The sequence below is a fragment of the Micromonospora sp. NPDC049204 genome, from assembly GCF_040647935.1.
In the GTDB taxonomy this organism is placed as follows: domain Bacteria; phylum Actinomycetota; class Actinomycetes; order Mycobacteriales; family Micromonosporaceae; genus Micromonospora.
The window spans coordinates 193,625-216,282 of record NZ_JBEZDC010000011.1 but is presented as its reverse complement, the minus strand read 5'-3'; the positions used below and the strand labels follow the sequence as shown (position 1 = coordinate 216,282).

Here is a 22,658-nt window from a genome sequence, read left to right as displayed (position 1 = left end):
CGTGTCCCCGGTTCAACTGATCATCGTGAGCGGTCGACACCCGACCGACCTCACGGGAACCGGGTTGCACACCCGAAGGAGGTTCCATGGCACGCACCCGCATGGTTGGGGCGCTCGCCGCTGTCCTCGTCCTACCGGCTCTCACCGTCGTGACCGCGACGTCGCCGGCGTCGGCGGAAGCCGTCGCGCCGAAGGTCGCCCCGCGGAGTGACATGCGTGAGCTCACCCGGAAGGACTTCACGCTGGACGGCCGGCCGATCGAGACGCCCTCGCGGTACCAGCCGCGCACGGGCGCGCGGAAGCAGGCGCAGTCGGTGGAGACGCCGGCGGTCGGTACGGTCCGTCAGTGGCTCGGCCTCGACGACGTCCAGGGCTCGGTCTACCGCAAGGACTACACACTGCGGGCGGTCGGTGAGCACATCGAGGTCTGGGTCGCCAACGACCTGGCGTTCCCGGCCGGTGACTGCCGGACGCAGGTGCCGTCGTCGACGCAGATCACCGACGCGCAGGTGAAGCACCTGGTCGACGAGTTCGACACGAACATGTACCCGAAGGAGACGAACGCCTTCAGCACCCCGCCGGACCGGGACGGCAGCAACGCCCAGATCGGGCCGGACGCCAACGGCAATGGCGGGGTCTACACCGGCGCCGGCAACAAGACCGTCACGCTCGTGGACAACGTGCGGGACGACAACTACTACACGTTCCCGGCCGCGCCGACGTACATCGCCGGGTTCTTCTCCGCCCAGTTCAACGAGCTGCTCGACCGCAACGTGATGACCGTCGACGCGTTCGACTGGCTGCACCGCATGACGGCGAACCCGCCGGACGAGCCGACCACCGACCTGTGCACCAGCCGGGGCGCGCGGCCGAACAGCTACGAGGGCACGTTCGCGCACGAGTGGCAGCACCTCGCGCACTACTACGCGGACCCCTTCGAGGGTAACTGGATCAACGAGGGCCTCTCCGACTTCGCCATGTCGCTGACCGGGTACAGCGACTCGAAGGCCACGGTCTTCGACCGGGGTGCCGACGGTCACCTCTACTGCTACCAGGGGTTCGGCACGGTCCAGACGCCGTACAACACCAACCCGCGCGACTGCGGTGGGCCGGAGAACTCCCTCACCCTCTGGGACGAGAGCCCCAACCCGAACGCGGTCCTCGCCGACTACGGCAGCGCGTACTCGTTGATGTTGTTCCTCTACGACCGCTACGGCGCCGACTTCATGTCCCGGCTGCACCGCGACGGTGCCCGGCAGGGCCTCGCGAGCCTGGACGCCGAGCTGGAGACGGTCGGGGTCCACGACGTCTACCAGGTCATCCACGACTTCCAGTCGATGACGCTGCTCGACAAGCTCGTCGGCGAGTCGAAGTTCGGCGTCACCCTCGGCGTCGCCAAGAGCCGGGTCACCACGCCGAGCCTGCGCTCCACGGTCAACCTGGCCAGCACGGCGGCCAACGGCACGCCGGGGGCCGCCCCGAACGGCGCCGACTACGTGCAACTGGGCACGGCCAAGGGCAAGGTGCTCAGCGGTCGCGACCTGCGGTCGGTGACGTTCCAGGGCGCGAAGACCCTGCCCGCCCTCCCGCTGTCGTGGACGACCACCACCCAGGACCCGGACCGGCCGGGCAACGCGGTGCTCTTCTCCGGCAACGCCAACAGCCTCGACTCGACGGCCGTCACCTCCGTCGCCGTGCCGACCACCGACCCGACGCTGCGGTTCCAGGCCAAGTACGGCGCGGAACTCGGCTACGACTACGGCTACGTCACCGTGTCGACGGACGGCGGTGCCACCTACACGGCGATCCCCGGTGACAAGACTGTCGACGGGCCGCGCGGCCCGGCGCTCAACGGTACGACCAGCGGCTTCGAGGCGCGCTCGTACGACCTGTCGGCGTACGCCGGGAAGACCGTGCTGCTCGGCTTCGAGTACGTCAGTGATGGCGGCACCAACGAGGGCGGCCTGCTGCTCGACGACATCACCGTCGGCGGTAAGACGCTCAGCGACGGCACCAGCCTGGCGCCGTTCGACTCGCCGACCGAGATCCGTCCGACCCCGGTCAAGAACTGGAACCTGCGGCTCGTCGGCATCGACGAGAAGCACTCGATCGCCTGGCAGTTCGAGTCCAACGGCCGCTCCGAGGTCACGATCGGCAAGCTTCAGCTGGCCGTGCTGGACGCCTTCCCGAAGGTCGTCGCCGTGGTGGCGTACGACGAGCCGACCGAGCAGGTGCGGCAGTACGCGCCGTACCAACTCACCGTGAACGGTGTGGTGCAGCCCGGGGGCAGCAGCTCACTGAGCTGATCTCCACCCAGCTCGCGGGGCACCCGCCGTCGAGGTCGACGGTGGGTGCCCCGCCCGCTCTGCCGGGGTCGGCCGGACCGGAAATTCTCGGTCGGAGAGGTGCTGGCGGACAGCGTGCGGGTAATGCGGGGTGATGAAGTCGACCTGGAAGCCCCACGAGAAGCACGGCGGGCTGTCGAGCAAGGACAAGCGCGAGCTGCCGGAGACCGTCTTCGCGTTCCCCCGCGAACGCAAGGAACCGATGACCGACGCGGGTCACGTCCGCAACGCCATCGCCCGGTTCGATCAGGTGCAGGGCGTCACCGACGAGGATCGGGACCTGGCCTTCCAGAACATCCTCGCCGCGGCCAAGCACTACGGTGTCGAGGTCGCCGAGACCAACTGGCGTCAGCTCGGCAAACTCCCGCACACACCGAACCCCGCCCACTGACCGGCGCACCCGCACGATTCGGCGGGTAGGTCCGCCGTCGGCGGGTAAGCGGCGCGAGTGCCCGCAGAGAAGGAGCCGGCAGCCCACCTCGACCCGGAGTCGGGCGGGGCGTCCCGAACGGTGGCCGGCCTCCGCGAACGGGTGCGCCACGCCGTACGTACCCGTGCCTGGCGGTTCCGCCTCTTCGGTCTGCTCGCCGTGCAGGCCGGCGTCGCGGCGTCGCTCGCCTGGTTCGTGGGGTATCAGTTCCTGGACAATCCGGCCCCGGTCCTCGCGCCCACCACGGCGGTTGGCATCGTGGCCGCCTCGATGGGGTCACGCCTGCGACGTACCGTCGAGCTGCTGGTCGGGGTGATCCTGGGCCTCGCCGTCGGTGACGCGCTCATGCCGCTGTTCGGCATCGGCGCCTGGCAGACCGGCGTGGTCGTGGTGCTGGCGATCATCGTGGCCGTGTTGCTCAAGGGCGGTGGATCCCTGCTCACCCAGGCCGGCGGCACCGCGGTGCTCATCGCCACCCTGGAACCGCCCGTGCGTGACCTGTCCGTCCCCCGCTTCGTCGACGCCGCGGTCGGCGGGCTCGTCGGTCTGGCGGTCGGCCTGCTCTTGGTGCCCATCCACCCGCAGCGGACGGTGCAGCGGCTGGCCGAACCGGTCCTCGACCCGGCCATCGCCGCCCTGCACGACCTGGCCGCGGCCCTGCGTCGTCGGGACCTTGGCGGCACCGAGCAGAGTCTGAACGCGTTGCGGACTCTCGGAGCACGGATGACCGCGCTCGACGAGGGGCTCGCGGCTGCCCAGGAGGTGGTGCGACTGGCGCCACTACGGTGGCGCGAACGCCGGTCCCTGGCCCGATACACCCAGGCCATCCACCATCTTGAGCGCAGTCTCTACGGCTGTCGGGCCGTCGCGCGGAGACTCACCAAGGCTCTCCGGGAGGATGAGCCGATTCCTGCGGAGTTCGCGGCGGCCATCGACCTGCTGGCCACCAGTGTGCAGACGCTGAGACGCACCACCACCCCCGGGCGGGCGGACCCGCAGGAGGCTCGCCGGCAGATTCTGACCGCTGTGGAACTGATCGGACAGGCGCAGGGGGAGTCCGCCCCGGATCCCACCCGCCCGCACACCCACCGGCTGGGCTACTCGGGAATGGTCGCCGCGGGTGAGTTCCGCACGGCTGCCCACGACCTGCTCATCGCCAGCGGCTTGGACACCACCACGGCGGCAGCGCAGGTGCGGCAGACGGCGGACCGGGACGGGTGGGATTGGCCGGAACGCGGCGCTCGCCCGTGAGCCGTCCGGGTCAGGCCGGCTTGAGCGAGGCCAGGATCTCCTCGTAGTGCGGGTTCTTCATGACACCCAGCACGTTGCCGAACGGGTCGACGACCGAGGCGGTGATGAACCCCTCGTCGCCGTGCGGGGTGATCGGCTGGTACTCCTTGGCACCCAACGCCAGCAGTCGCTCGACGGTGGCGTCGAGATCGTCGACGTACCAGTGCATGAGCACGCCGCCGGGTCCCGTCGCGGCCCCGGGCGGCGCGAACTTGCGGTCGAGGATGCCCAGCTCCGCCTGGTAGTCGCCGATCCGGAACTCGGTGTAGGCCGGGCGTCCGTCCGGCCCGGGGCGCATGAAGTACGCCTCGACGCCGAGGAACTCGGCGTACCAGGCGGTGGCCGCCTCCACGTCGTCGGCCCAGATGTTGAGTGTGGCGAATCCTCGCAGGCTCATCAGCTTTCCCTCCGTCGATGTCGTTGCACACGACGCTATCGGCGATTGCGGAAGATTCGCTTCCGCAATGGTCGGCGGGTTCGGAGAAGTCGCGTGTAGCCCGCCGCCTCCCGGGTAGTCGCCGCCGTTGCCATCACGACGGCGGGGGACAGCGTGGATGCGAGGTATCCGGCGATCGAGGCGCACGGCCTGATCGGTGACCTGCAGACCGCCGCGCTGATCAGCGCAGACGGTGCCATCGACTGGTTCTGCGCGCCCCGTTTCGACTCACCGAGCATCTTCGGTGCGCTGCTCGACCATGACAAGGGCGGCCACTTCCGGCTCACGCCCGACGGCGTCGACTACACGAGCAAGCAGCTCTACCTGCCCGGTACGCCGATCCTGATCACCCGCTTCCACAGCGCCGACGGCGTGGGCGAGCTGTTGGACTTCATGCCCGTCACCGGTGAACAGGCCACCGACCGGCACCGGCTGATCCGGCTGGTACGGATGGTCCGGGGAAGCATGCGGTTCCGCTTCGACTGCCGTCCCCGGTTCAACTACGGGCGCGACCCGTACGAGCTCGAGGTGCACCCCGAGGGTGACGTGTTCCGGAGTCCGACCCTCACCCTCACCCTCACTCCCTTCAAGGAATCGGAACGAACATTCGAGGCGGTGGGAGTCCGGCGCGACGCCGAGGGCGTGTCCGCGTCGTTCACCCTGCGCGCGGGCGACATCGGCGGGGTCGTCCTGGAGACGGCCTGTCCGCACGCGCCCCGCGCGATGAGCACCGACGAGGCGTGCGACCTGCTCGCCCAGACCCGCGACTACTGGCGGCGGTGGGTGGGCAGCTCCCGGTACAAGGGTCGGTGGCGGGAGGTGGTCGAGCGGTCGGCGATGACGCTCAAGCTGATGACGTACGCGCCGACCGGCGCCCTGGTCGCGGCACCCACCGCCGGGCTGCCGGAGCAGATCGGCGGGCAGCGGAACTGGGACTACCGCTACACCTGGATCCGGGACGCGTCCTTCTCCGTGCACGCGTTGCTGCGCCTGGGCTTCACCGACGAGGCCCAGAGGTATCTGTTCTGGCTGAACGAGCGCATCCGCGAGGCCCGGGACGCCAACCTGCCCCTCCAGGTCATGTACCGCATCGACGGTTCACCCGACCTCCCCGAGGAGGTGTTGGGTCACCTGGAGGGATACCGGTGTTCGGCGCCGGTGCGGATCGGTAACGGCGCGGCCGGCCAACTGCAACTCGACATCTACGGCGAGGCGCTCGTCTCGTTGGAGCTCGCGGACCGGAACGGGCTGATCGCGCCGTACCAGGGGTGGCGGAAGACGGCCGGGATGATGGACTGGCTCTGCGAGCACTGGGACCAACCCGAGGACGGCATCTGGGAGACCCGGTCCGGCCGGCAGGACTTCACCTACGGGCGGGTGCTGTCCTGGGTCGCGCTCGACCGTGCCATCCGCATCGCGCACCGCCGCGGGCGCCCCGGCGACACCGCCCGCTGGGCCGCCGAACGGGACGCCATCTACGAGCAGGTCATGACCCGTGGCTTCGACCCGCAGTGCGGCGCGTTCGTGCAGCACTACGGGTCCGACATCCTGGACGCCTCGCTTCTGTCGATGCCCGGCCTGAACTTCATCTCGGCGACCGACCCGATGTGGGAGTCGACGCTGCGGGCGATGGACGCCGGCCTGGTCTCCGACAGCCTGGTCTACCGCTACGACCCGAAGGCCTCGCCGGACGGCCTCGCCGGCACCGAGGGCACCTTCAACATGTGCACCTTCTGGTACGTGGAGGCCCTCGCGCTGGCCGGGCGGGTCGACGACGCCCGGTTGACCTTCGAGAAGATGCTCACCTACGCCAGCCCGCTGGGCCTCTACTCCGAGGAGATCGCCCCGACCGGCGAGCAGATCGGCAACTTCCCGCAGGCGTTCAGTCACCTCTCGCTGATCAGCACGGCTGCCCACCTCGACGACCTGCTCGACAAGGAGCAGTGCTGACCCACCCGGTCAGAACAGCGTCAACGGTTCGACAGGTATCGGCTCGGGCAGCGGGTCCAACTCGGGCACGCGTGCGCGGACCTCGTCGTGGAACCGGCGGGCGAGTACGGGCGCGTCGGCGTTGTCCGGGGTGTGCAGGAACATCGTCGGCGAGCGTCCCTCCCGCAGCCAGGCCACGGTGACGTCGATCCAGCGCTGCCACCCCTCGACCGTGCGGGTCGGGTCGTCCCGGCCGAGGTAGCGGACGATCGGCCGGTCGGTCAGCGCGAGCGAGCGGAGCGGCACGCGGGGCTTCTTGGTCCAGGCGTCCCGTTCGGCGTCGCTGCTGGGTGGGCTCGCGAAGAAGGCTGTCGTGTCGAAGGGGATCCACTCGGCGGACGCGACGGCGAGGGTCGCCTCCAGCAGCCGGGCCGCGTCGGCGTCGGTGAAGAACGCGGGGTGGCGGACCTCCACCGCGTACCGGTGCGACGGCGGGAGTTGACCCAGGAAGCGGCGCAGGGTCGGGACGTCGGCGGGGGCGAACGAGCCGGGTAGCTGGATCCAGAGGGCGTGTACGCGCGGGCCGAGCGGCTCGATCGCGTCCAGGAAGGCGCGCAGCGGTTCGCCGACGGCGGTGAGCCGACGTTCGTGGGTGATGACCTTCGGAAGCTTGAGGACGAACCGGAAGTCGGGGTCCGTCTGCGCGGCCCACGACGCCACGGTGTCCCGGGCCGGGGTCGCGTAGAACGTCGTGTTGCCCTCCACGGCGTCACACCAGCTGGCGTAGTGCCGCAGGCGCTCCGCAGGTGGCAGTTGGTGTCCCGGCCACGACCGGTGGCTCCACATCGCGCACCCCACGTGCAGACGCATGTCCGCCCTTCCCGTGCTTCGACCGGAGCCCACCGTATCGGGGCGCCTCGCCCGCCACCCGCCGGACATCGTCAACTCAAGGTTGACGCGACCGGACCGTCAACCTATGGTTGACGCATGACAGATCCTCTCCAGATGAGCAACACCGTCAAGCTCGACGACCTGATCCAGGCCATCAAGAGGGCACACACCGACGCGCTCGACCAGCTCACCGACGCGGTCATCGCCGCCGACCACCTCGGCGAGGTCGCCGACCACCTGATCGGGCACTTCGTCGACCAGGCTCGCCGCTCGGGCGCCTCCTGGACCGACATCGGCCGCAGCATGGGCGTCACCAAGCAGGCCGCCCAGAAGCGCTTCGTGCCGAAGGCCACCGACGGGCCGACCCTCGACCCGAACGAATCCTTCGGGCGGTTCACCCCCCGGGCCCGCAACGTGGTGATGTCCTCGCAGGAGGAGGCCCGCGCCAGCGGAAGCGCCGAGATCCGCCCCGAGCACCTGGTGCTGGGCCTGCTGGCCGAGCCGGACGGGCTGGCCGCCAAGGTGATGGCCGGCCGGGGCGCCACCGCCGAGGTGGTGCGGGAGAAGGTCGCCGCCCTCCTGCCGCCGCCGGCCGAGCAGGTCCCGGACCTCATCCCGTACGACGCACGCGGCCGGAAGGCTTTGGAGCTGACCTTCCGCGAGGCGCTGCGCCTCGGGCACAACTACATCGGCACCGAACACATCCTGCTGGCCCTGCTGGAGCAGGAGGACGGCGCCGGCGTGCTCACCGGTCTCGGCCTGGACAAGGCGACGGTCGAGGCCGACCTGGCCGCCGCGCTCGCCGCCTTCACGGCACCGAAGTGAGGCCCTCGGGTCAGGGTGCCTCGGGGAAGCCGTAACGCAGGGCGTGCTCCGGATCGGTCGGGTCGATCTGGCGCACGCCCGCGTCGGCGAGGCGCTTGTTGACCTCGTCGAGCTGCTCGCGCACCAGTCGGGCCTCCTCCTCGGTGACCCGGCCCCGATGCGGCTTGCCGGCGTGCTCAAGCGTGCTGTAGTCGATCTTCTCGGCGCCCTTGCGGGCCTTCGGCGGGCGGACCCGCTCGGCCGTCCGCAACAGTTGCGCCATCGGTACGTCGGTGGCCATCGCGTCGAACTCGCTGGCCGTCAACACCACCCGACGCGGCTCGCCACCGCCATGCCGGTCGTGGATCTCCACCACCGCCACGTCCAAGGCGGCGTCGTCGATGTTCTCCACCTCACCCGGGGTGGCGTCCAACTGCACGGGCCCGGCGACCAGGTCCGGGTGCTCCAGCACCACGACGCGGACCACCTCGTCGTCCTGCTGCAGAACCGTGCCGGTGAAGTCGGAGACGTGGATCGTCTTCTTGCCCATGCGCGGAGCTTCTCCTGTCGTAGGCCGGATGGCGGACCACAAGAAATTACCCGACAGGTGTGCGAAAGCCCTCGCTGGACCTCCCCGGTGTGTCGCCCCGGGCGAACGTCAGAGGCTGCCCTTGGGTGCCACCCACCCGGTGGGTGAGGGGTGGTGCGTCAGTGCGTGTTCAGGCGGTGCCGACTGAAGCTGCCAACGGGCAGCTTGTTCAATCCGGCCCACGACAGGGCTCCGCCGCCGACCGTGCGGGGTTTCCGGTAGCGCGGCTGGTAAGGACTGCTCTTGATGGCTTCCGCCGCCTGCCAGAGTCGCTCGGGGTCCTGCTGGTAGTGGTCGCTCGGCTGAATCGGCATGCGTTCACCGTCCCAAAGAAAGGTGTCCAGCTAAGAAAATACATATGACGGTCGATCGCTCTGCCTGATCATCGTGCCCCGCCCGGCCCTGCGGGATCGTCCGCCCGGCCGGGCCAGCCCGGCGTACGGTGATCCACGACGACTGGACCGACGGGGAGGTGGGCATGCTCGACCGGCGGGTCCAACTGCACCTGGCCACCTGGCTCGGTCAGTGGCCGGCCGGCGCGGGGCTGCACGTGGTCGCCTCGCGCCGACGGGCCGCACCGGCCTGGGACGGCAGGTTGCGCCCCGCGCTCGCCGTGGACACCGGGCGCAGCGGTGTGCTCTCCGTGGCGCCGGACCGGGTGGCGGCGATCCGTGCCCTGATCCGGCGTACTCCGGACCGGTTCCTCGCCGCGCTGCCGCAGGCCGTGGGGCTGCCCGACTGGTGCGTGCACGACGGTCCCTTCCGGTGGAGTGTGTCCCCCGCGCCGCTTCCCGACGTGGGGGAGTGGACCCCGCCGACGGCACCCGGGCTGCCGCCCTGGCTGCGGCTCTTCGACCGGCCGGTGCTGGTGGTCCGCGATCCGGATGGTGCCTACCTGGCCGGTGCCGGGATCAAGCGGCACGACGCGTACGGGCACGAGTTGGCCGTGGGCACCGCGCCGGTGGCTCGGGGGCACGGCCTTGCCCGCCGACTCGTTGCGCAGGCGGCGCGACGGGTCCTCGACGAGGGAGCGGTGCCGACCTACCTGCACGAGCGCGACAATCTCGCTTCGGCCCGGGTCGCCGACGCGGCCGGCTTCCCGGATCGCGGCTGGCGGGCGTACGGGGTCTATCCGCGCTGACTCGCGCGGGCGCTCGCGGACCGTGGATCCCGGGCCGGATCCACGGTCCGCAACCTCCCCCCAGGCCCCGGTTCCGGACGTACCGACAGGTGTCGGGTCGGTACGCGTCGATCACGCTACGTATCTAACCGGCTCAGGGCAAGGTTGATGCTGTCAGTTCGGAGTGTCGAAAAGTGGACTTGACCTGCTCCTACGGTGATCGGCGAGTGCAGGCCGGGTCAGTGACGGAGCGTGCGGATCAGGTCGAGCACCTGTCGGGTCACCGGTCGGAGGACCCGGAGCCGGGACAGCGCCACGAGCCGGTCGATCAGTGGTACGGCCCCGTCGATCAGCTGCCGGGTCTTGGTCTGGCCCGGTGATCGATCGTGGACCCAGTAGAGGATCACGCCCATGTACGCGAGCCAGAGCAACTCGGGCAGTTGGGGGCGAAGCTCGGCGTCGACCTTGGCCGTCGAGCCCGTCAACACCTCGCCGAAGAGCTCGATGGCCGCCTGTCGGGGGCCGGAGGACTCCGCCGAGAAGGGACTCAGCGGCGAGGTGGGCTCGGCCGCCGTCTTGAAGAAGGTCGCCGCGAAGCCGTGCGACGGCGTCAACACGTCGATCCCCGCGTGCAGCACTCCGGCCAGCCGGGCGCCGAACGCCTCCTCCCGATCGAGTACGGGCTGTGCGGCCGCCCGGTGTGTGACCTGGGACTGGGCGTAGAACTCCTGGATCAGGTGGTCCTTGGAACCGAAGTAGTAGTAGGCGTTGCCGACCGCCACGCCGGCCTCCTGCGCGATCGCCCGCATGGTGGTCTGGGCGTAACCGCGCTCGCGGAACAGCCGCATCGCGGTGTCCCGGATCAGCTGCCGGGTCTGCTCGCCTCGGGCGGTGGCTGGGTCACCCGCAGTGGTCGTCTGCGCAGGCTGCTCGGTCATCGAGGTCACCGTATCCCGCCAGGTCGTTTGTCGGCTCGTCCCCCGGGTCGCGGACCCGCTCCCGGATCGCCGAGGCGGCGGCCACCGCCTGTCGGGCGAGGGGCAGCAGGTGCGGTCGGGCCAGTCGCTCGGCCATGGACCGGTGGTCGGCCAACGCCCACAGGCAGGCGAACCAGGCGCCGTCGCCCGCGTACACCTCACCGGTGTCGGCGATCACGGTGAGGTCGCGCAGCGTCGCGTCGTGGTCCAGGCCGGGAAAGCGCCGCCGGGCCTCGACCGATCCGGCCGGCACGAACTCCAGGGGTACGAGTTGGGCGCGGGAGGTCAACCAGCGGCGGGCGGCGCGGCAGAGCGGGCAGGCCGCGTCGAACAGGACGGTGAACCCCCGGATCCCACCGCCGGAGTGGGCGGTGGGATCCGGGAGTCGACCGACGCCACCGGTCGGTGTCTCGGTCATCGGGTCGGCGGGTTGTTCGCCGGCCCAGCGCCGGGCTGCGGTCCGGCCGGGTGTGGTCCGGCCGGTTGCGGGCCGGGCTGGGGTCCGGCCGGGTGTGCGCCGGGCGGCCGCGGTCCGCCCGGGTACGCGCCGACCAACTGTGATCCGGCTGGGGCGGGCTGCATGGGGAGTCGGCCGATCGGGGCGATCGGGGGGTGGGTGGCGAGCTGGCGAAGGCGGGTTCGGCGGTAGCGGCCCAGTGCGAAGACGTTGAAGAAGTGCAGCGCGCCGAGCACCAGCAGCACCAGGCCGACCTTGAGGGACAGTTCCTCCATGGCCTGGGCCGTGGAAACCACCGGGTCGGAGTGCCTCATCGCCACCGTGACGTAGCCGAGGTTGAGCAGATAGAAGCCGACGACCAGGAGGCTGTTGACCGCTTTGGCGACTCGTTCCTCGGCGAACACCTCCTCCAGGAAGACCAGCCCGTTGCGCGACAGTGCCCGAGCCACCCAGATGGTCAGCCCGACGCTGACCGCGAGGTAGACCACGTACATCCAGACCTTGATGTCCATGCGGACGCCCTTCTTGAACGTGTTCAACTACCGACGTCGTCAGCCTAGGGTGAATATTGAACATGTTCAAGAACGGGCGACACGTGACTGTGGAAACTCTGGCGCGGGAGCGCGTCGTCCGGCCGAGCCTCGGGGGCCCGGCCGGAGAACGCCGCGGCTCAGCCGGCCAGTCCGAGAGCCTCGGCCGCCGCGCGGCCGTTGGCGTGGCTCGCGCCGTAGGTGGTGACGAAGGCGCGTACGCCCGCCGGGCGCCACTGCGCCGGCCACCCCATCTCCACCACGGTCACCGAATGCTCGGCGGCCAGCCCGGCGACCAGCTCCGGGCCACCGGGTAGCCGGTGCAGGTGCCGCCCCACCAGCACGATGGGTCGGTCACCGGCCAACCCGCGCAACGTCGCCGGGTCGGTCTCGGTGGCGATCACGCGAATCTCCGGCACGCCGTCGAGGTGGGGACCGAGACCCCACGGCACCCGACCCTCGGCGATCGTCGACTCGGTGTGCAACTGCACCACAAGCGGTCGGTCCAGGCCGGTGAGCACCCCGTCCACCCGGACGGCGCGACGCGCCGCCGCGTACCCCAGCTCGGTGTCCCCGGCTGCCGGCGGCCCGGCGGCGGCCCGGGTCCAGGCGGCGAGCTCGGCGGCGCGGCCGGCGGCCTGCTCGACCCGGGCGGTCGCCAGCCGACCGTCGGTGAGGGCGTCGACGATCTCGGCGGCCACCCGCTCGACCAGCTCGGCGTCGACCCGCGCGCCGATGCACAGCAGGTCGGCGCCGGCCGCCAGGGCGCGGACCGCGGCCGGGCCGACCCCGCCGGCGGCCACTGCGGCACCCTTCATCTCCAGCGCGTCGGTGATGACGGCGCCGGTGAAGCCGAGGTCGGTGCGGAGCAGGTCGACCAGGACGGCCCGGCTGAAGGTGGCCGGATCGGCGCCGGTCAGCGACGGCACCCGGATGTGCGCGGTCATCACGGCGCGTGCCCCGGCGGCGATGACCGCCCCGAACGGCGGCAGGTCCCGTTGGCGGAGCAGGCTCAACGGCGCGTCCACGGTGGGCAGTTCGTGGTGTGAGTCGGTGACGGTGGCGCCGTGCCCGGGGAAGTGCTTCGCGCAGGCGGCCACGCCGGCGGCCTGCAACCCGGTCACGGCGGCGGCCGAGTGGGCGGCCACCCGCACCGGGTCCGCGCCGAAGGATCGGGTGCCGATCACCGGGTTCTCGTCGGCGGTGTTGACGTCCACCGTCGGGGCGAGGTTGACGGTGATGCCGAGCGCGGCCAGCTCGGCGCCGATCGACCGGTAGACGCGTCGGGTGAGCGCCACGTCGCCGATCGCGCCGAGGGCGGCGTTTCCGGGGTACGGGCTGCCGGTGGCATGCGCCAGCCGGGTCACGTCACCGCCCTCCTCGTCGATGGCGATCAGCGCGTCCGGCCGGCCGGAGCGCAACGCGGCGGTGCTCGCCGCCACCTGGGCGGGGTCGTGCACGTTGGTGCCGAACAGGGTGTGCCCGGCCAGCCCGTCGGCCAGCAGGTCGACAGCCCAGTCCGGCGGGACCGGTCCCGGGTACGCGGCGAGCAACGTGCCCAGCGCCAACCGGCGCAGTCCTGGATCCAGCCCCACGTGATCTCCCCCTTCGGTGCCCCAGCGGGTACGAAACGTCGTACCGGTGGTGGTGTCCGCCCTGCCGAATCGGCGGAGCGTCCCGCCTCCGGGTGGCCGATACGCTACGGCTACCCGTTCGCAGGTAGGTTTACAGTTAGCAAAGTTTACTAAAACTAGAGGACGTGTCATGAGTGCGACCCGGCTGCCCGGCACCCCCCGCCTGTTGCGGGCGCTCAACGACCGTGCGGCACTGGAGCTGCTCCTCGAACGCGGCCCGCTGACGAGGGCCCGGCTCGGCGAGCTGACCGGGCTGTCGAAGGTCACCGCCTCGCAGTTGGTCGAGCGGTTGGAGGAGCGTGGCCTCGTCACGCGGGTCGGTGAGCAGGCCGGCGGGCGGGGGCCGAACGCTCAGCTCTACGCGGTCAGCCCCGGCAGTGCGCACGTGGTCGGCGTGGACGTCGGGCCGGACCGGGTGGTGGCCGCGTGTGCCGACATCACCGGCGCGGTCATCGGCCGGGTGGAGCAGTCGACCCGGGACACCGACGACCCGGTGGGTGTCGTGCACAACGCCGTGGTGCAGGCGGCCAGCAGCGCCCACGCGCAGCTCAGCAGCGTACGGCGGATCGTGCTCGGCACCCCGGGCCTGGTCGACCCCGGCACCGGCGACATCACCTTCGCCTTCAACCTGCCGCGCTGGCACAGCGGCCTGCTCGCCGCCCTGCGGGAGGACCTGCACACTCCGGTGGTCTTCGAGAACGACGTCAACCTGGCCGCGGTGGCCGAGGCGCAGTCCGGCGCCGCGCAGGGGCTGGCGGACTTCGTCCTGGTCTGGGTGGGCGCCGGCGTGGGCCTGGCGATCATGCTGGGTGGGCGGCTGCACCACGGCAGCAGCGGAGCGGCAGGTGAGATCGGCTACCTGCCGGTACCCGGCGCGCCCATCCCACGCGACGTCTCCCGCCGCGCCAAGCCCGCCTTCCAGCAGCTCGTCGGTGCGGATTCGGTCCGCGCGGTGGCCCGCGAGCACGGTTATCCGGACACCGACGCCGCCGAGGCGGTGCGCGCGGCCGTAGCGGCCGGCGCCGACGGTGGCCCGATGCTCGACGAGCTGGCCCGCCGGCTCGCGCTCGGCGTGGCGAGCACCTGCGTGGTCCTCGACCCGCCGTTGGTCGTGCTCGCCGGTGACGTGGGCCAGGCCGGCGGTGCCGCGCTCGCCGAGCGGGTGCAGCACGAGGTCGCCGCGATCACCCTGGTCCGGCCGCGGGTGGTGCCGACCGGGCTGACCGAGGAGCCGATCCTGCACGGCGCGCTGCGCACCGCCCTGGACGCCGTGCGCGACGAGGTGTTCGGCTCCACCGTCGGCTGAGCCCGCTGCGCCGGTCATGTGAAGGAATATTTCACCGCAGCTTGACAGGTTGCAAGCTCTTGCCGCGTCGCGATCGCCACCGGCTGCCGCGTCGCGATCGGCCGCCGGGTCGCCCGCGACCACGCGGGCGACCCGGCGGACCGCGACTCAGAGCAGGTCGCGTCGGCGGAACACGGCGAACGCCGCAGCGGTCAGCCCACCGGTGATCACGAGCAACACCAACAGCGACGGCAACCAGGTCAGCGTGTAGAACCCCTCGCAGTAGGAGCCAACGCTGCCGCCCCGGCAGATCCGTGCGTCGTAGAAACGCGCCTCGCCGTTGAGCCACGCCCCGATGTGGCTGGAGAGCATGAACCGGTCCGACTCCGGGGCGTCGACGATCTCCAGAACCAGCCGGCCGCCCAGCTCCCAGACCACCACGTACGCGGCGAGCGCGCCGAGGGCCGCCGAGGTGTGCCGACCCAGCGTGGCAATGGCGAAGCCCGCCGCGCTGGCCAGTAACACCAGCACCAGTCCGCGGCCGTGCACCGCGCCGAGTTCGCGCCAGAATTCCCCGCTCAACCGGCCGGGCAACCCGGCGGTCTGCCCGATCACCCAGAACGTGGCGAGGTAGGCCACCGACGCCAGCAGGGCCAGGACCAGCACCGTGCCGAGCAGGGTGCCCAACTTGGCCCCGAGCACCGTCAACCGGCGTGGCCGCCAGAGCAGCAGGTTCACCACTCCGCCGGAGTTCAGGTCGGCGCCGATGTAGGAGGCGCCGACCAGGAACCCGAACAGCACCAGGAACGCGATCAGGAAGTAGAGCAGCGGCCGCGCCTGCTGGGCGAAGCTGAACACCCCCGGCAGGAAGTCGGCGGCCGTCGGCAGCTGCTCCTGCCGGACCGGGTCGATCTCCGAGCACTCCGCCGGAAAGTACTGGTCCATGTCCCTCTGCGGGAGTGTGCCGTTCTGTCGGGCCAGGCACTGCTGGTAGGCGGTCTCCATCCCCTGTAGCTGCTCGGCGGCCTGCTGCCGCGCCGAGTTCAGCTCGCTCGCGCTCGGCTTGTGCGACCCGGCCAGGGTGGTCGCCGCCGTCACGGCGAACGCCAACGCCAACAGGACGACCATGAGCTGTACGAAGCGACGACTGAACAGCCGCTCCAACTCGGCACGAACCAGGTTCACGCGTCCACTCCCCGATTGAGATCAATCACAGCTTCGCCCTGCTCGCCGTCCGGCAGCGCCGAGCCGTCGACCTGCCGGGGGACCGACGACTGCGCGTACGCGCCCGTCAGCTCCAGGAAGACGCTCTCCAGATCCGGTCGAAGCGGCGTCAGCTCGCCCACCCACAGCCCCTGCTCGCCGAGCACCCGACTGATCACCGTTCCGTCACTCACACCGCTCACCACCAGCGCCTCGCCGTCGACGACCGCCGTCAGCTCGGCCGCGTGCAGCAACTCCACGGCGCGCTCGGGCTCGGCCACCCGCACCACGAACTCGTGTCGGTCGTGGCCGGCCAGCACCTCGTCCACCCGGCCGGCCGCCACCCGCTTCCCCCGCGAAATGATCGTCACGTGGTCGCAGATCAACTGGATCTCACCCAGGATGTGACTGGACACCAGCACGGTCACCCCGTTGGCCGCCAGCGACCGCATCAGGTCCCGCATCTCCCGGATGCCCGCCGGGTCCAGTCCGTTCGCCGGCTCGTCCAGGATCAGCAACCGCGGCTCCTTCAACAGCGCGGACGCCACCGCGAGGCGCTGCTTCATGCCCAGCGAGTAGCCCTTCACCCGCTCGTCGCCCCGGTCGCGCAGACCCACCGTCTCCAGCGCCTCGTCGACCCGCGAGACCGGCACCCCACCGGCGCGAGCCAACAGGCGCAGCGTGCGGTACGCGGTGAAGTTGCCGAAGAACTGGGGGCTCTCGACGATCGCGCCGACCTGTCCCGCCACCCGGGGCAGCAGCTCCGGCGACGGTTGGCCGAGCACGGTCATCCGTCCACCGTCGGCGCGTACCAGGCCGAGCAGGGCCCGCAGGGTGGTGGTCTTGCCGGAGCCGTTGGGCCCCAGGAAGCCGTGGACCTGGCCCGCCTCGACCAACAGGTCGAACCCGTCCACTGCCACCCGCCGGCCGTTGCGCAGGCTGCGGAAGGTCTTGCGCAGACCCTCGATCTCGATGACCGCGCTCATCCGCGCGGCTCCGAATCTTGACGGAACATCAGCCGTCCTCCGGGTTTGGTGATCAACGACACGGCGCTTCACCCTATGGCCGAGGTGCCGCCCGTGGGGGGCACCACGGCGCTGCGTGGTTGGATGGTGCGGTGACTGGTGACCTGATCCTTGGCGCTGCCGGCGCCCCGCCTGTGGACCCGGATCTGGTGGTCAGCCTGGCCGGCGTCGGTGTACGCCGGTCCGGCACCGCCCTCCTGCAGGACCTGACCTGGCGCGTCGAGTTGGACGAGCGGTGGGTGGTGCTCGGCTCCAACGGCGCTGGCAAGACCACCCTGCTCAACCTCGCCTCGGGCCGGCTGCACCCGACCACCGGTGTCGCGCACGTGCTCGGCGAACGGATCGGCCGCACCGACGTCAACGAGCTGCGTACCCGGATCGGGCTCACCACCGCCGCGCTCGCCGAGCGGCTGCCCGCCGACGAGCGGGTCACCGACGTGGTGGTGACCGCCGCCTGGTCGGTGGTCGGTCGCTGGCGGGAGAACTACGACCCGGCCGACGAGGCGCGGGCGCGGGCACTGCTGAGCCAGCTCGGCGTCGGTGGCCTCGCCGAGCGCCGCTACGGCACGCTCTCCTCGGGTGAGCGCAAGCGGGTGCAGATCGCCCGGGCACTGATGACGGACCCGGAGCTGCTGCTGCTCGACGAGCCGGCCGCCGGGCTCGACCTGGGTGGACGCGAGGACCTGGTCGCCCGACTGGCCGAGCTGGCGTACGACCCGGACGCCCCGGCGATGGTGCTCGTCACCCACCACGTGGAGGAGATCCCGCCGGGGTTCACCCACGCGCTGCTGCTGCGCGAGGGTGGGGTGGTCGCCCAGGGTCTGCTCGCCCAGACGTTGACCGGCGACAACCTCTCCAAGACCTTCGGCCTGCCGCTGGTCGTCGAACGGTCGGGCGACCGTTACACCGCGCGGGCCGCCTGAGCGTCAGGACAGGGCGGAGATGACAGTGCCACAGACCCGGGTCGCCGTGGTGGGCAGCGCCAACATGGACCTGGTCGCGATGGCACCCGCGCTGCCCCGGGTGGGTGAGACCACCCTCGGCACCGACTTCGTGATGGTGCCCGGCGGCAAGGGCGCCAACCAGGCCATCGCCGCCGTCCGGGCCGGCGCCTCCTGCGCGTTCCTCGGCGCGATCGGCTCGGACGCCTTCGGCGTCACCCTGAAGGCCCGCATCACTGCCGCCGGCGTGGACACCAGCCAGCTGCGCGTGGTCTACGGCACCTCCGGCGTCGCGCTGGTCATGGTCAACGCCCAGGGTGAGAACGCCATCATGGTGACCCCCGGCGCCAACGACGCCCTGGTCGACCTCACCGAGGAGGACCTGGCCACGGTGCGCGCGGCGGACGTGCTGGTCGCCCAACTGGAGATCCCGGTGCGGACCGTGACGGCCGCCGCGGTTGCCGCCCGCGCCGCCGGCACCCGGGTCATCCTCAACGCCGCCCCGGCCCGGGACCTACCGCCCGAGCTGCTCGCCGCCGTGGACGTGCTCGTCGTCAACGAGGGCGAGGCGCAGGCGCTCACCGGCCGTGGCCGGGAGGACCCCCGGGCGCTGCTCGACCTGACCCCCCGGGCCGTGCTCACACTCGGCGGCGAGGGTGCCCGGTACGTCGACCGCGACGGCACCGACGTGCACGTGCCGGCGGTACGGGTCGACGTGGTCGACTCCACCGCCGCCGGTGACGCGTTCACCGCCGCGCTGGCCGTCGGCTGGGGCGAGGGACGCGACCTGGTCGACGCGGTGCGCTGGGCGTCGGCGGCCGGCGCGGCCTGCGTCCGCAAGCTCGGCGCCTCGGTGGCGCTGCCGCAACGCGCCGAGATCGACGAGCTGTACGCGCCAGCCTGAGCGGGTCCGCGCTACGTCGGCCTGAGCGCGTCCGCGCTACGCCGGCTGGCCCGCGCCGGTTCGGAAGGCCCGGCGGTACGCCGACGGCGAGGTCAGCATGACCCGGCCGAAGTGGTGGCGGTAGGTGACCGGCGTGTCGAAGCCCACGGTCCGGGCGACCTGCTCGACCGGGGCGTCCGTCTCCTCCAGCAGGGTGAGGCTGGCGCGTACCCGCTGGTCGATCAGCCAACGGATCGGGCTGGTCCCGGTGGCCCGGGCGAAGTGCCGCAGGTAGGTGCGGGACGACATGTGCGCCCGCCCGGCGAGCTGGGCCACGCTCAGCGGTTCGGCGAGATGGGCGAGGGCCCAGTCGATGCTGCCCGCGATCCGGTCGTCGTCCGGGTCGGCGGGCACCGGTGCCTCGACGAACTGGGCCTGCCCGCCGTCGCGGTGCGGGGGGATCACCAGCCGTCGGGCGACCGCGTTGGCGATCGCCGCGCCGTGGTCACGCCGGATGACGTGCACGCAGAGGTCCAGCCCAGCGGCGCTGCCGGCGCTGGTGAGCAGGTCACCGTCGTCGAGGTAGAGCACGTCCGGGTCCACCTCGACCCGCGGGTAACGACGCGCCAGCAGCTCCGCGTACCGCCAGTGGGTGGTGGCCCGCCGACCGTCCAGCAGCCCCGCCCCTGCCAGCGCGAACGCGCCGGAGCAGATCGACATGATGCGGGTACCGCGTTGGTGCGCACGGCGCAGCGCGGTCACCAGCTCGGGCGACGGGTCACCGGTCACGTCCGGCACGCCGGGCACGATCACCGTCCGCGCCTCCGCAAGCTCGGCCAGGCCGTACGGGGTGTGCAGGCTCGCCCCACCGACCACCGGCACCGGCCCCGCCCGCTCGGCGCAGACCACCAGGTCGTACCAGTCGACGTCGAACTCGGGTCGGGGCAGCCCGAACACCTCGGTGACGATGCCGGTCTCGAACACCGACATCCCCGGGTACGCGAGCACGGCGACGCGGTGCCCGCCCGCCGGCCGTCGGGGCGTCGACAGCGGGCGCGAGCCGGTGGTGTTGGCCCGGGTCGGCATGGCGAGATGTTAGCGCAGGACGTCGTTCGCGCCGCTCGTCGCGAGGTGGCGTGCCGGCGAGGATCGGTGCATGACCTTCACGTTCGCCGTTCCGCCGGCCGATCCGGCCACCGCCGCCGCCCACTTCCACAATCGGCTCAGCGTCGAGACCGACGTCAGTGACGTGCACGCCGACCTGTCGGCCCGTGCCCCGGGCCTGGTGGTCGTCGACTCCCGGGGCGCGGCCGCCTGGGCGCAGGGGCACCTTCCCGGCGCGGTACACCTGCCCACCGCCGAGATCGCGAGCCGGGCAGCGGACCTGGTCCCGCCAGGCTCGGCGGTGGTGACCTACTGCTGGGGTCCGGGCTGCAACGGCGCGACCCGCGCGGCGCTGGAGTTCGCCCGGCTCGGCTACCCGGTGAAGGAGATGCTCGGCGGGTTCGAGTACTGGGTGCGGGAGGGGCTGCCGGTGGTGACGGAGACCGGGTTGACCCGGCGCCCCGTCGACGACCTGACCGCGCCAACCGCGACGATCACCTGCGCATGCTGATCCCCCACGCCCGCGGGGGAGGGTTCAGCCGACGGGTTCGTCGCTGAGCTTTTCGCCGCGTCGACGCAGCATGCCCAGCCCGGGGATGCCGGCCACGGCGAGCTTGAGGTCGCGGGTCACGTCCAGCAGGTCGTGCAGGTCCGGCCCGACCCGGTCCAGGGTGGCGAGGATCGGCAGGATGTCGGCCGTCAGGTGCTCCCTGAGCTTGGGCAACTCGTCGATCAGGTGGATCGCCGCGCTGATCTCCTCGTGGCTCAGTTCCTCGACGAACGTCCGCGCCATCGGCGCGGCCCGGCGCAACGCGGGCTCGTACGCCGCCAGCAACTCGGCGGCGGTGGCCGCGGCCTCCGTCGCGGTGCCCACGGTGGCGGCGGCCCGGCCGGCCACCCTGTCGGCCTCGGCGACCACCGAGCCGGCCGACCGGGACACCCGGTCGGCTTCGGCGACCACCACGGCGGCGGCCGTCGCCACCTCGGTGGCCGTGTCGATGGCGGTGGTCGCGGCGGCGCTGATGACGGCCACCTCGCGGACCGCCGCCTCGGCGTCGGTGAGCACCTGGTCGGTCCGGTCCAGGGTCGTCTCGATCCGGTCCACCACGCCGTTGATCCGGGCCAGCAACGCCTCCACCCCGTCCAGCACCGCGAACGCGCGGGCGGGCACGGCGGCCATCGAGGCGGCCGAGCCGAGCGCCTGGTCGAGAGCGAAGCGGGTCAGACCGACAACGGCGGTCGGGGTGGGGAGGGGAATCGCCATGGGACCAAGTGTGCGTCGGCCGCGCCGCAACCGCCTGACGGAGCCGGTCAGCGTGAAGGTCGGCCGGCGGTGTCGGCGCGGGCCACCCGCAGCGCCCACCAGACCAGCGGCGCCTGCAACGGCACCCGGCCGTACGCGATGGCCCGCTTCGTCGGGCGTCGGTGCCGCCAGTCCACGGCCATCTTCACGTTCGCCGGCAGGACGGCGACGAAGAGCGCGGCGGCGGCCCGACCGCCGGCCCGCCGGGTCGCCGGGTTCGCGACCGCCGCCGCCACCGCGAGTTCGGCCACCCCACTGGCGTACGTCCAGAACCGGGCCGGGCCGGGCAACGCCCCCGGCACGATCGGGTCGTAGAAGCCGGGCCGTACCAGATGGGTGACGCCGGCCGCGGCGAGCAGGCCGGCCAGGGCGACGGCCTCGCCGCGGCGGGTGGTCATCGGTGGTCCCCCTGCTGTTCGACGGCGCGCTGCACGGCCCGGTAGATCTGCCCGAACCGTAGCGCGTCCGGGGTGCGCACCAGCAGGTCCTCCCGGCCGTGGTGCTGCACCCACAGCTCGTGCACGTGGCTGCCGCGCTCGTAGGAGCGGTCCAGCCAGCCGAGGGGGATCTCCAGGAACGGCAGGGCCACCACCGCCCCGACGGCGCAGGCGGCGAGGATGATCAGCGCCAGCTTCCAGTTGCCCCGGTCCTGCGCGGACCACGCGAGTGACAACACGCAGACCACGGCGACCAACGGCGGCAGCGAGAGCAGCAGCACCAGGACGCCACGCCCCAGCACGCGACCGCGGACGGCGAGAGTCTTCTGCCCCCGGGAGTGCCAGACGAACGTCACGTCGGACAGGGCGATCACGTGACCACCGGCCCGGATCGACTCGGAGGTCACCTGCACCGCGTCGTCCCGGTAATAGAGGGTCATCACTAAGCCTAACCACCGGCAGGCAACCCGCGCCTCGGCAAACGTGGACGGTTCTCCGTCAGCGGCTGACGGAGACTGTCCACGATTGGCAGACCGCTAGCGGCGGGTGCCGGGGCGGGCCGGTTGGCTGTGCTCGACCGCGCGCTGCACCGCCCGGTAGATCTGCCCGAAACGCAACGCGTCGCCGGTGCGCAGCAGCCGCACCGGCTGGCCGCGCCAGCGGGCCCAGATCTCCAGTTGGCGGCTGCCGCGGGCGTACGAGCGGTCCAGGTGCTCGAAGAGGAAGTCGGCGACCGGCCCGACGGCCAGCCCGACCAGCACCGACGCGCCGACGATCGCGATCGTCACGGTGGGTGAGCGGTGCAGCCAGATGGCCACGCCGATGCCGAGCACCGCCGCGACCAGCGGACCGGCCAGGGCGGCGCCGATCGCGCCACGCCCCACCAGGACGCGCCAGGAACGGCTGCCGCGGCGGTGCCAGATCATGGTGATGTCGGTGAGCGCGTAGCTGCGGCCGTCGGCTCGGAAGGTGGTGGAGGTGACCTGCACCGACCTGTCGTCGTAATACGTGACCATGTCTGGACTCCCGCCCACGGGGCTGACAC

General features: G+C 71.7%; 25 protein-coding genes. 10 read left to right on the top strand and 15 right to left on the bottom strand.

Annotation, left to right across the window (positions count from 1 at the left end; all coding sequences use genetic code 11):
• The first annotated feature begins 86 nt into the window (after nt 1–86).
• The 3 genes from AB0A90_RS21950 (at nt 87) to AB0A90_RS21940 (ending at nt 4,026) form a co-directional block, all read left to right on the top strand.
• Nucleotides 87–2,306 (top strand): peptidase M6 immune inhibitor A, encoded by a 2,220-nt coding sequence (locus AB0A90_RS21950; protein WP_357250829.1) that lies wholly within the window; start codon nt 87–89, stop codon nt 2,304–2,306.
• Between the two features lie 133 nt (nt 2,307–2,439).
• Nucleotides 2,440–2,736 (top strand): DUF6582 domain-containing protein, encoded by a 297-nt coding sequence (locus AB0A90_RS21945; protein WP_357250826.1) that lies wholly within the window; start codon nt 2,440–2,442, stop codon nt 2,734–2,736.
• 57 nt (nt 2,737–2,793) lie between these two features.
• Nucleotides 2,794–4,026 carry an FUSC family protein gene (locus AB0A90_RS21940; protein ID WP_357250823.1) on the top strand — a complete coding sequence of 411 codons (1,233 nt, stop codon included), beginning with the start codon at nt 2,794–2,796 and terminating at the stop codon, nt 4,024–4,026.
• Nucleotides 4,027–4,036: 10 nt separating this feature from the next.
• Here the strand turns inward: AB0A90_RS21940 and AB0A90_RS21935 are convergent, their stop codons facing one another.
• Nucleotides 4,037–4,462 (bottom strand): VOC family protein, encoded by a 426-nt coding sequence (locus AB0A90_RS21935; protein WP_357250820.1) that lies wholly within the window; start codon nt 4,460–4,462, stop codon nt 4,037–4,039.
• A 153-nt stretch (nt 4,463–4,615) separates the two neighbouring features.
• Here AB0A90_RS21935 and AB0A90_RS21930 point away from each other — a divergent pair, with 153 nt between their 5' ends.
• Nucleotides 4,616–6,451: a glycoside hydrolase family 15 protein gene (locus AB0A90_RS21930; protein ID WP_357250818.1), complete on the top strand. Its 1,836-nt coding sequence runs from the start codon at nt 4,616–4,618 to the stop codon at nt 6,449–6,451.
• Between the two features lie 9 nt (nt 6,452–6,460).
• On the opposite strand, the gene AB0A90_RS21925 is transcribed toward AB0A90_RS21930, so the two are convergent.
• Nucleotides 6,461–7,276, bottom strand: coding sequence for a DUF72 domain-containing protein (locus AB0A90_RS21925; RefSeq protein WP_357250923.1), 816 nt, complete (start codon nt 7,274–7,276; stop codon nt 6,461–6,463).
• A 141-nt stretch (nt 7,277–7,417) separates the two neighbouring features.
• Here AB0A90_RS21925 and AB0A90_RS21920 point away from each other — a divergent pair, with 141 nt between their 5' ends.
• Entirely contained in the window at nt 7,418–8,146 is a 729-nt protein-coding gene (locus AB0A90_RS21920; RefSeq protein ID WP_357250815.1) for a Clp protease N-terminal domain-containing protein, read from the top strand.
• Between the two features lie 10 nt (nt 8,147–8,156).
• Here the strand turns inward: AB0A90_RS21920 and AB0A90_RS21915 are convergent, their stop codons facing one another.
• On the bottom strand, nt 8,157–8,675 hold the full coding sequence (locus tag AB0A90_RS21915; RefSeq protein ID WP_357250812.1) for a hypothetical protein: 519 nt from the start codon (nt 8,673–8,675) through the stop codon (nt 8,157–8,159).
• Between the two features lie 158 nt (nt 8,676–8,833).
• Nucleotides 8,834–9,028: a DNA repair protein gene (locus AB0A90_RS21910; protein ID WP_357250809.1), complete on the bottom strand. Its 195-nt coding sequence runs from the start codon at nt 9,026–9,028 to the stop codon at nt 8,834–8,836.
• A 164-nt stretch (nt 9,029–9,192) separates the two neighbouring features.
• On the opposite strand from AB0A90_RS21910, the gene AB0A90_RS21905 reads away from it, so the two are divergent.
• On the top strand, nt 9,193–9,855 hold the full coding sequence (locus AB0A90_RS21905; RefSeq protein ID WP_357250921.1) for a GNAT family N-acetyltransferase: 663 nt from the start codon (nt 9,193–9,195) through the stop codon (nt 9,853–9,855).
• A gap of 218 nt (nt 9,856–10,073) precedes the next feature.
• Here the strand turns inward: AB0A90_RS21905 and AB0A90_RS21900 are convergent, their stop codons facing one another.
• From AB0A90_RS21900 to AB0A90_RS21885, 4 genes are all read right to left on the bottom strand, one after another.
• Nucleotides 10,074–10,772 carry a TetR family transcriptional regulator gene (locus AB0A90_RS21900; RefSeq protein ID WP_357250806.1) on the bottom strand — a complete coding sequence of 233 codons (699 nt, stop codon included), beginning with the start codon at nt 10,770–10,772 and terminating at the stop codon, nt 10,074–10,076.
• Nucleotides 10,735–11,229 (bottom strand): DCC1-like thiol-disulfide oxidoreductase family protein, encoded by a 495-nt coding sequence (locus AB0A90_RS21895; protein WP_357250803.1) that lies wholly within the window; start codon nt 11,227–11,229, stop codon nt 10,735–10,737. The genes AB0A90_RS21900 and AB0A90_RS21895 overlap by 38 nt, the downstream gene beginning before the upstream one ends.
• Complete coding sequence (locus tag AB0A90_RS21890; RefSeq protein WP_357250799.1) at nt 11,226–11,807, bottom strand: hypothetical protein; 582 nt, start codon at nt 11,805–11,807, stop codon at nt 11,226–11,228. Before AB0A90_RS21890 ends, AB0A90_RS21895 begins: the two co-directional genes overlap by 4 nt.
• 131 nt (nt 11,808–11,938) lie before the next feature.
• A complete protein-coding gene (locus AB0A90_RS21885) occupies nt 11,939–13,393 on the bottom strand; it encodes a glycoside hydrolase family 3 N-terminal domain-containing protein (RefSeq protein ID WP_357250796.1) in 1,455 nt (484 codons plus the stop codon).
• 169 nt (nt 13,394–13,562) lie between these two features.
• Between AB0A90_RS21885 and AB0A90_RS21880 the strand changes: the two genes are divergently transcribed.
• Entirely contained in the window at nt 13,563–14,738 is a 1,176-nt protein-coding gene (locus AB0A90_RS21880; protein ID WP_357250793.1) for an ROK family transcriptional regulator, read from the top strand.
• 147 nt (nt 14,739–14,885) lie between these two features.
• Here the strand turns inward: AB0A90_RS21880 and AB0A90_RS21875 are convergent, their stop codons facing one another.
• Both AB0A90_RS21875 and AB0A90_RS21870 read right to left on the bottom strand, forming a co-directional pair.
• A complete protein-coding gene (locus AB0A90_RS21875) occupies nt 14,886–15,902 on the bottom strand; it encodes an ABC transporter permease subunit (RefSeq protein WP_357250788.1) in 1,017 nt (338 codons plus the stop codon).
• Nucleotides 15,899–16,906, bottom strand: a complete 1,008-nt coding sequence (locus tag AB0A90_RS21870; protein WP_357250785.1) for an ATP-binding cassette domain-containing protein — start codon at nt 16,904–16,906, stop codon at nt 15,899–15,901. Before AB0A90_RS21870 ends, AB0A90_RS21875 begins: the two co-directional genes overlap by 4 nt.
• Nucleotides 16,907–17,037: 131 nt before the next feature.
• Here AB0A90_RS21870 and AB0A90_RS21865 point away from each other — a divergent pair, with 131 nt between their 5' ends.
• On the top strand, nt 17,038–17,868 hold the full coding sequence (locus AB0A90_RS21865; RefSeq protein ID WP_357250782.1) for an ABC transporter ATP-binding protein: 831 nt from the start codon (nt 17,038–17,040) through the stop codon (nt 17,866–17,868).
• A 25-nt stretch (nt 17,869–17,893) separates the two neighbouring features.
• Complete coding sequence (locus AB0A90_RS21860; protein ID WP_357250918.1) at nt 17,894–18,790, top strand: ribokinase; 897 nt, start codon at nt 17,894–17,896, stop codon at nt 18,788–18,790.
• 36 nt (nt 18,791–18,826) lie between these two features.
• On the opposite strand, the gene ftrA is transcribed toward AB0A90_RS21860, so the two are convergent.
• Nucleotides 18,827–19,855, bottom strand: a complete 1,029-nt coding sequence (gene ftrA / locus AB0A90_RS21855; RefSeq protein ID WP_357250779.1) for a transcriptional regulator FtrA — start codon at nt 19,853–19,855, stop codon at nt 18,827–18,829.
• Between the two features lie 70 nt (nt 19,856–19,925).
• On the opposite strand from ftrA, the gene AB0A90_RS21850 reads away from it, so the two are divergent.
• Nucleotides 19,926–20,384, top strand: coding sequence for a rhodanese-like domain-containing protein (locus AB0A90_RS21850; RefSeq protein WP_357250776.1), 459 nt, complete (start codon nt 19,926–19,928; stop codon nt 20,382–20,384).
• Nucleotides 20,385–20,408: 24 nt separating this feature from the next.
• Here the strand turns inward: AB0A90_RS21850 and AB0A90_RS21845 are convergent, their stop codons facing one another.
• The 4 genes from AB0A90_RS21845 to AB0A90_RS21830 all read right to left on the bottom strand — a co-directional run bounded on the left by AB0A90_RS21845 (nt 20,409) and on the right by AB0A90_RS21830 (nt 22,629).
• Entirely contained in the window at nt 20,409–21,137 is a 729-nt protein-coding gene (locus tag AB0A90_RS21845) for a hypothetical protein (RefSeq protein WP_357250773.1), read from the bottom strand.
• Nucleotides 21,138–21,184: 47 nt separating this feature from the next.
• Nucleotides 21,185–21,574, bottom strand: a complete 390-nt coding sequence (locus AB0A90_RS21840; protein WP_357250771.1) for a hypothetical protein — start codon at nt 21,572–21,574, stop codon at nt 21,185–21,187.
• A complete protein-coding gene (locus AB0A90_RS21835; RefSeq protein ID WP_357250768.1) occupies nt 21,571–22,053 on the bottom strand; it encodes a DUF6232 family protein in 483 nt (160 codons plus the stop codon). Before AB0A90_RS21835 ends, AB0A90_RS21840 begins: the two co-directional genes overlap by 4 nt.
• Nucleotides 22,054–22,149: 96 nt before the next feature.
• Nucleotides 22,150–22,629, bottom strand: a complete 480-nt coding sequence (locus AB0A90_RS21830; RefSeq protein ID WP_357250765.1) for a DUF6232 family protein — start codon at nt 22,627–22,629, stop codon at nt 22,150–22,152.
• Nucleotides 22,630–22,658: the final 29 nt, after the last annotated feature.

Excerpts from the sequence above, each read along its gene's own strand:
- AB0A90_RS21830 (WP_357250765.1), bottom strand. The coding sequence starts at position 22,629 with ATGGTCACGTATTACGACGACAGGTCGGTGCAGGTCACCTCCACCACC.
- AB0A90_RS21895 (WP_357250803.1), bottom strand. The coding sequence starts at position 11,229 with ATGACCGAGACACCGACCGGTGGCGTCGGTCGACTCCCGGATCCCACC.
- AB0A90_RS21920 (WP_357250815.1), top strand. The coding sequence starts at position 7,418 with ATGACAGATCCTCTCCAGATGAGCAACACCGTCAAGCTCGACGACCTG.
- AB0A90_RS21850 (WP_357250776.1), top strand. The coding sequence starts at position 19,926 with ATGACCTTCACGTTCGCCGTTCCGCCGGCCGATCCGGCCACCGCCGCC.
- AB0A90_RS21900 (WP_357250806.1), bottom strand. The coding sequence starts at position 10,772 with ATGACCGAGCAGCCTGCGCAGACGACCACTGCGGGTGACCCAGCCACC.
- AB0A90_RS21840 (WP_357250771.1), bottom strand. The coding sequence starts at position 21,574 with ATGACCACCCGCCGCGGCGAGGCCGTCGCCCTGGCCGGCCTGCTCGCC.
- AB0A90_RS21870 (WP_357250785.1), bottom strand. The coding sequence starts at position 16,906 with ATGAGCGCGGTCATCGAGATCGAGGGTCTGCGCAAGACCTTCCGCAGC.
- AB0A90_RS21845 (WP_357250773.1), bottom strand. The coding sequence starts at position 21,137 with ATGGCGATTCCCCTCCCCACCCCGACCGCCGTTGTCGGTCTGACCCGC.
- AB0A90_RS21880 (WP_357250793.1), top strand. The coding sequence starts at position 13,563 with ATGAGTGCGACCCGGCTGCCCGGCACCCCCCGCCTGTTGCGGGCGCTC.
- AB0A90_RS21910 (WP_357250809.1), bottom strand. The coding sequence starts at position 9,028 with ATGCCGATTCAGCCGAGCGACCACTACCAGCAGGACCCCGAGCGACTC.
- AB0A90_RS21945 (WP_357250826.1), top strand. The coding sequence starts at position 2,440 with ATGAAGTCGACCTGGAAGCCCCACGAGAAGCACGGCGGGCTGTCGAGC.
- ftrA (WP_357250779.1), bottom strand. The coding sequence starts at position 19,855 with ATGCCGACCCGGGCCAACACCACCGGCTCGCGCCCGCTGTCGACGCCC.
- AB0A90_RS21925 (WP_357250923.1), bottom strand. The coding sequence starts at position 7,276 with ATGTGGAGCCACCGGTCGTGGCCGGGACACCAACTGCCACCTGCGGAG.
- AB0A90_RS21835 (WP_357250768.1), bottom strand. The coding sequence starts at position 22,053 with ATGACCCTCTATTACCGGGACGACGCGGTGCAGGTGACCTCCGAGTCG.
- AB0A90_RS21905 (WP_357250921.1), top strand. The coding sequence starts at position 9,193 with ATGCTCGACCGGCGGGTCCAACTGCACCTGGCCACCTGGCTCGGTCAG.
- AB0A90_RS21935 (WP_357250820.1), bottom strand. The coding sequence starts at position 4,462 with ATGAGCCTGCGAGGATTCGCCACACTCAACATCTGGGCCGACGACGTG.
- AB0A90_RS21915 (WP_357250812.1), bottom strand. The coding sequence starts at position 8,675 with ATGGGCAAGAAGACGATCCACGTCTCCGACTTCACCGGCACGGTTCTG.
- AB0A90_RS21950 (WP_357250829.1), top strand. The coding sequence starts at position 87 with ATGGCACGCACCCGCATGGTTGGGGCGCTCGCCGCTGTCCTCGTCCTA.